The organism is Streptomyces sp. NPDC030222 (genome assembly GCF_055573115.1).
Map to the genome: position 1 here is coordinate 173,493 of NZ_JBVICA010000016.1, position 6,107 is coordinate 179,599.

The following is a 6,107-nucleotide window of genomic DNA, read 5'->3' on the forward strand; positions in this document are numbered from 1 at the left end:
TTCCCCCCTGACTCATCACTCCCAAAACCCCCCCCCCCCCCCCCCCCCCCCCCCCCCCCCCCCCCCCCCCCCCCCCCCCCCCCCCCCCCCGGCCCCGTCGCCGCTCTCCGGCACGCCGGAAGCCGGTCGGAGGCTGTTGTGGCGGGGATGCCGAGTCGGTCCGAGCCTGCCGTGGCGGGGATGCCGAAGCCGTAGGACCTGCTGTGAGCGGGGGTGCCGAAGCCGTCGGACCTGCTGGGACCGGGGCGCCGGAAACCGGTCCGAGCCCGCCGTGGCGAGGGAGCGAGGCCGGTCGGAGCCCGCCGTGGCCGGCGTGCCGAGCAGGCCGGAGCCCGCCGGGGCGGGGGGCGTCGGCGTCGGCCGGGTCGGTACCTGCCGCGGGCGCGTTCCGCGGCACGCCGCCCGGTCCGGGGCGGAGGCGCCCCCGCCGACGGGGCGGAGAGGCGTGACTCACGTCGCCCCGGTGGCGCGGAACCAAAGGACGGTACGGTACCGTCTCGTCCTAGGGAGGCAGGCTTGCCCGGCCTCCGAGGTGCTTCGCCATGCCGGAAGCGCGCGGAATTCACATCAGGAAACTCCTGATAATCTGACGCGCGGTTTCAGCCCAGGCGGACTCCCCGGAGACTGCGGTGGCGACCGGTCCGGTCGAGAGAACGGGCAGGACGAACGGGCCCGAATCCCGCGTGAGCGGCCCCTCGGGGGAGTTGTGGCAAGCTTGCGCATCAATCGTCGGTAGGGCGTCGGCATAGCGCCGGAGGGGTAGATGCGGCCTCGTGAAACGTCCGCAACACCCCGGACCTCTGCCACATAGAGATCTCGCGGTGTTCAAGGAGGACGTCCATGCCGAGCAGCAAGCAGCCCATCCCCGCTGCACGCCCGGTCATCGGTGAGGAAGAGATCGAGGCGGCCGTCGCGGTTCTGCGCAGCGGTCTGGTCGTCGGCGGCCCGCAGGTCGCCGCGTTCGAGGAGGGCTTCTCGGAGCTGGTCGACGGACGCCACTGCGTCGCGGTCAACTCCGGCACCTCCGCTCTCCACCTTCTTCTGATGGCCCTGGGCATCGGTCCGGGTGACGAGGTGATCGTCCCCTCCTTCTCGTTCGCGGCCTCCGCGAACGCGGTCCGGCTCGTCGGCGCCGACGCCGTCTTCGCCGACATCGAGCCGGACAGCTACTGCCTCGACCCCGCCGCGGTCGAGGCGGCCATCACCCCGCGCACCGCTGCGATCATGCCCGTCCACCTGTACGGCCACCCGGCCGCCATGGACAAGATCATGGCGATCGCGGAGAAGCACAAGCTCGCCGTGGTCGAGGACGCCTGCCAGGCACACGCCGCGGCCCTGAACGGCACGCCGGTCGGCGCCTTCGGCTCCGGCGGCACCTTCAGCTTCTACCCGACGAAGAACATGCACTCCCTCGAGGGCGGCATGATCAGCACGCCCGACGCGGAGATCGCCCGCACCCTGCGGCTGCTGCGCAACCAGGGCATGGAGCAGCGCTACGCCAACGAGATCGTCGGCGCCAACATGCGTATGACGGACGTCGCCGCCGCCATCGGCCGCGTCCAGCTCGGCAAGCTCGCCGGCTGGACCGAGACCCGCATCGCCAACGCCGCGTACCTGAGCGAGCACATCACCGCGCCGAACATCGTCACCCCGAAGGTCGCCGAGGGTGCACGTCACATCTACCACCAGTACACGATCCGGGTGCAGGGTGACCGCGACGCCGCGATGAAGCACCTCACCGAAGAGGGCATCGGCAACGCGGTGTACTACCCGACCCCCATCCACCGGCTGAAGCCGTACTGGGAGCCGGACCAGAAGGCGGGCCGCAACTGGGACCTGCCCGAGACCGAGCGCGCCGCCGCCGAGGTCGTGTCCATCCCGGTGCACCCCTCGCTCGCCGAGGGTGACCTGGAGCGGATCGTCGCCGCCGTGAACGAGCTGGGAGACAAGCTGTGAGCAACGCCGTGCTGCGGGCCGGCCTCATCGGCCTCGGTTCGATGGGCCGCCACCACGCCCGGGTCCTCGCCAACAGCCTGGAGGGCGTCGACCTCGTCGGCGTCGTCGACCCGATGGGTGACAAGTTCGGTGCCGCGAACGGCGCGCCCGTGCTGAGCACCGTCGAGGAACTGATCGAGGCCGGCGTCGACTACGCCGTCGTCGCCTGCCCGACCGCCCTGCACGAGGAGGTCGGCCTCAAGCTCGCCGAGGCGGGCGTCCACGCCCTCGTCGAGAAGCCCGTCGCGGACACCGTCGAAGGCGCCCGCCGCATGGTCGAGGCCTTCGAGTCGCGCGGCCTGGTCGCCGGCGTCGGGCACATCGAGCGCTGCAACCCTGCCCTGCGCAGCCTGCGCGCCCGTCTGGAGGCCGGCGAGCTGGGCGACGTCTACCAGGTCGTCACCCGCCGCCAGGGCCCCTTCCCGCACCGCATCGCCGATGTCGGCGTGGTCAAGGACCTCGCCACCCACGACATCGACCTGACCGCCTGGGTGACCGGCCAGGAGTACGTCTCCATCGCCGCGCACACCGTCTCGAAGAGCGGCCGTCCGCACGAGGACATGGTCGCCGCGGTCGGCAAGCTCTCCGACGGCACCATGGTCAACCACCTGGTCAACTGGCTGAGCCCGCTCAAGGAGCGGTTCACCTCGGTCACCGGCGAGAAGGGCTGCTTCATCGCCGACACCCTCACCGCCGACCTGACCTTCTACTCGAACGCCGCCCAGGCCACCGAGTGGGAGGCGCTCCAGGCCTTCCGCGGTGTCGCCGAGGGCGACATGATCCGCTACGCGATCCCGAAGCGCGAGCCGCTCCTCGTCGAGCACGAGCTCTTCCGGGACGCCGTGCTCGGCAAGTCCCAGGACATCTGCACGCTGCGCCAGGGCCTGCGCACGGTCGAGGTCGCGGCCGCGGTGCTGGAGTCCGCGGCCGGCGGCGAGACCGTCCGGCTGTCGACGGCGGGCTGAGGCGGGGCGCTTTGTCCACTCCCGATGTCACCGTCGTCGTCGCGGTCTACAACACGATGCCCTACTTGACGGCGACGTTGAACTCGCTCGTCAAGCAGACCATCGGCCGCGAGCGCCTCGAGATCGTGGCGGTCGACGACGGTTCGACGGACGGGAGCGGCGCGGAACTCGACAAGTTCGCCGCGCGCTACCCCGGCACCGTCAAGGTGATCCACCAGGCCAACTCCGGTGGCCCGGCTGCTCCCAGCAACCGGGCCCTGGAGCTGGCCTCCGGGCGTTACGTGTTCTTCATCGGCGCCGACGACCACCTCGGCAAGGACGCCCTGCGCCGCATGGTGGCGTGCGCCGACGAACACGGCTCGGACATCGTGGCCGGCCGCATGGTCGGCGTGAACGGCCGCTACGCGCACCAGGACCTGTTCCGGAGGAGTGACCCGGACGTCAGCCTGTACGAGTCGGCGCTGCCGTTCACCATGGCCAACATCAAGCTCTTCCGCCGGGGACTGCTCGAGGAGCACGGGATCCGCTACCCCGAGCACCTTCCCGTCGGCAGCGACCAGCCCTTCACCCTGAAGGCCTGCGTCCACGCCCGGAAGATCTCGGTGCTGGCCGACTATCCGTACTACTACGCGGTCCGGCGGAAGAACGCCGGCAACATCACCTACAGCTCCAGGCATCTGTCGCGGCTGAACTGCACCGCGGAGATCATGGACCATGCCGCCGGGCTCGTCGAGGCCGGCCCCAAGCGTGACTGGGTGCTGCGCCGGCACTTCATCTGGGAGCTGTGGAAGCTGCTCCAGGCGGACTTCCTCGACCTGGACCGGGATCTCCAGGAGAAGGTCGTCCGCGGCATCGGCGAGCTCGCCGACCGGTACTTCACCGACGGCGTCCGCGACTCCGTGGAGCTCCGGCGCCGGGTGCGGATCGGTCTGTGCCAGGCCGGCGCACTGGACGAACTGTGCGAGGTCATCGCATCCGATGCCAAGGGCGGCGTCCCGCCGCTCGTCCTGGAGGAGGGCCGTGCCTACGCCTCCTATCCGGGGTTCCGTGACGGACTCGGCCTGCCCGACCGGCTGTTCGAGATCCTGGAGCCCGAGCCCAAGGCCGTCGCCGACAACGTGAGGTTCGAGTCGGCGGCCTGGGAGCAGGACGGCGAGGAGACCGTGCTCGCCCTGGCCGTACGGATCAGGGCGACCGGGGACGTGGGCGAGCCCGTCGTCCGGCTCGCCGCCGGACAGCTGCCGAAGAGCACCCTGTCGCCGGGCGGGCGCCGGGTGCCGGACGGCCACCGGCTGCCACCCGCGGCGGGCGTGTTCCGCCACGAGCAGGACGCCGAAGGGCTGCTGCTGCACGCCCGGATGCCCGTGCCGCACCGCAGGGCCAAGCGGGGCGTCCGCCTCTACGTGGATGTGGCAGGCTCGGCGTACGAGATCCCGCTCAGGACCCGGGGCCTGCCCCTGCCACCCGCCCGCCGTCTGCGCCGGGACCGCTCGCAGCGGGTCTCGGCGAACGCGAACTACCGAGGACAGCTGATCGTCACCACCGCCCCCTTGTGGGAGCCCGTGCCGGGTATCGGTGAACGGCTGATCAGTCAGGTGTACCAGCGCCAGGGGCTGCGCGTCCGACTGGCACGGTTGAAGAGGAAAGTAACCCGATGAATATCTGTGTAGTCGCGCTCGGCAAGATCGGTCTTCCGCTCGCCGTGCAGTTCGCCGCCAAGGGCCACAAGGTCATCGGCGCGGACGTCAACGAGAAGGTCGTCGAGCTCGTCAACGCCGGCACCGAGCCCTTCCCCGGTGAGTTCGACCTCGACCGTCTGCTGAAGGAGACGGTCGGCGCCGGCCTGCTGAGCGCGACGACGGACACCGCCGCCGCCGTCGCCCAGTCCGAGGCCGTCGTGGTCGTCGTTCCGCTGTTCGTGGACGCCGAGGGCGTGCCGGACTTCGGCTGGATGGACGCCGCCACCCGCGAGATCGCCAAGGGCCTCAAGCCCGGCACCCTCGTCTCCTACGAGACCACCCTCCCGGTCGGCACCACCCGCACCCGCTGGGCGCCGATGCTGGAGCAGGGCTCCGGCCTGACCGCCGGCAAGGACTTCCACCTGGTGTTCTCGCCGGAGCGGGTCCTCACCGGCCGGGTCTTCGCCGACCTGCGCCGCTACCCCAAGCTCGTCGGCGGCATCGACGAGGCCGCCACGCAGCGCGGTGTGGAGTTCTACGAGCAGGTGCTGGACTTCGACGAGCGCGACGACCTGCCGCAGCCGAACGGCGTCTGGGACCTGGGCACCGCCGAGGCCTCGGAGCTGGCGAAGCTCGCCGAGACCACCTACCGCGACGTCAACATCGGTCTGGCGAACCAGTTCGCCCGTTTCGCCGACAAGAACGACATCGACGTCAAGAAGGTCATCGAGGCCTGCAACTCGCAGCCGTACAGCCACATCCACCAGCCCGGCATCGCCGTCGGCGGCCACTGCATCCCGATCTACCCGCGGATGTATCTGTGGAACGACCCGGAGGCGACCGTGGTGCGCTCGGCCCGTGAGGCCAACGCCGCCATGCCGGAGTACGCCGTGGACCTGCTGGCCGCCGCCTACGGCGACCTGAAGGACGTGCACGTGCTGGTGCTGGGTGCCGCGTACCGCGGTGGCGTCAAGGAGACCGCGTTCTCCGGCGTCTTCCCGACCGTCGAGGCGCTCAAGGCGCGCGGCGCGGTGCCGTTCGTCTCCGACCCGATGTACACGGCCGAGGAGCTGGCCGCGCACGGCCTCACCCCGCACCAGGGGGAGAAGGTCACCGCGGCGATCCTCCAGGCCGACCACGCCGAGTACAAGGAGCTGGCCGCCTCCGACCTGCCGGACGTCACCGTCCTGGTCGACGGCCGCCGCACCACCGACCCGGCCCGCTGGGAAGGTGTCCGCCGCGTCGTCATCGGCGGCTGACCCCCTTCCGGGCGACTGATCCATCTGCGAGGCCCTGTCACTCCCGTCGGCAGGGCCTCGCGGCATTCACTCGAAAGCGAAACCCTCATGATCAGCAAGGCTGTCATTCCCGCTGCCGGGCTCGGCACGCGGTTCCTTCCGGCGACCAAGGCGACTCCGAAGGAGATGTTGCCGGTGGTGGACAAGCCGGCGATTCAGTATGTGGTGGA

At 70.8% G+C, this 6,107-nt stretch carries 5 protein-coding genes; all 5 read left to right on the forward strand.

Annotated features, from left to right (window positions below; genetic code table 11):
- Window positions 1-840 precede the first annotated feature (840 nt).
- Window positions 841-1,956 (forward strand): DegT/DnrJ/EryC1/StrS family aminotransferase, encoded by a 1,116-nt coding sequence (locus ACZ4Z5_RS23055; RefSeq protein WP_468265650.1) that lies wholly within the window; start codon window positions 841-843, stop codon window positions 1,954-1,956.
- A complete protein-coding gene (locus ACZ4Z5_RS23060) occupies window positions 1,953-2,960 on the forward strand; it encodes a Gfo/Idh/MocA family protein (RefSeq protein ID WP_468265652.1) in 1,008 nt (335 codons plus the stop codon). The genes ACZ4Z5_RS23055 and ACZ4Z5_RS23060 overlap by 4 nt, the downstream gene beginning before the upstream one ends.
- An 11-nt stretch (window positions 2,961-2,971) precedes the next feature.
- Window positions 2,972-4,618, forward strand: coding sequence for a glycosyltransferase family 2 protein (locus ACZ4Z5_RS23065; RefSeq protein ID WP_468265654.1), 1,647 nt, complete (start codon window positions 2,972-2,974; stop codon window positions 4,616-4,618).
- Window positions 4,615-5,898 carry a nucleotide sugar dehydrogenase gene (locus ACZ4Z5_RS23070; protein ID WP_468265656.1) on the forward strand — a complete coding sequence of 428 codons (1,284 nt, stop codon included), beginning with the start codon at window positions 4,615-4,617 and terminating at the stop codon, window positions 5,896-5,898. The genes ACZ4Z5_RS23065 and ACZ4Z5_RS23070 overlap by 4 nt, the downstream gene beginning before the upstream one ends.
- A gap of 87 nt (window positions 5,899-5,985) precedes the next feature.
- Window positions 5,986-6,107 (forward strand): sugar phosphate nucleotidyltransferase (locus ACZ4Z5_RS23075; protein ID WP_468265672.1); only part of this gene is annotated, 122 nt, incomplete at its 3' end.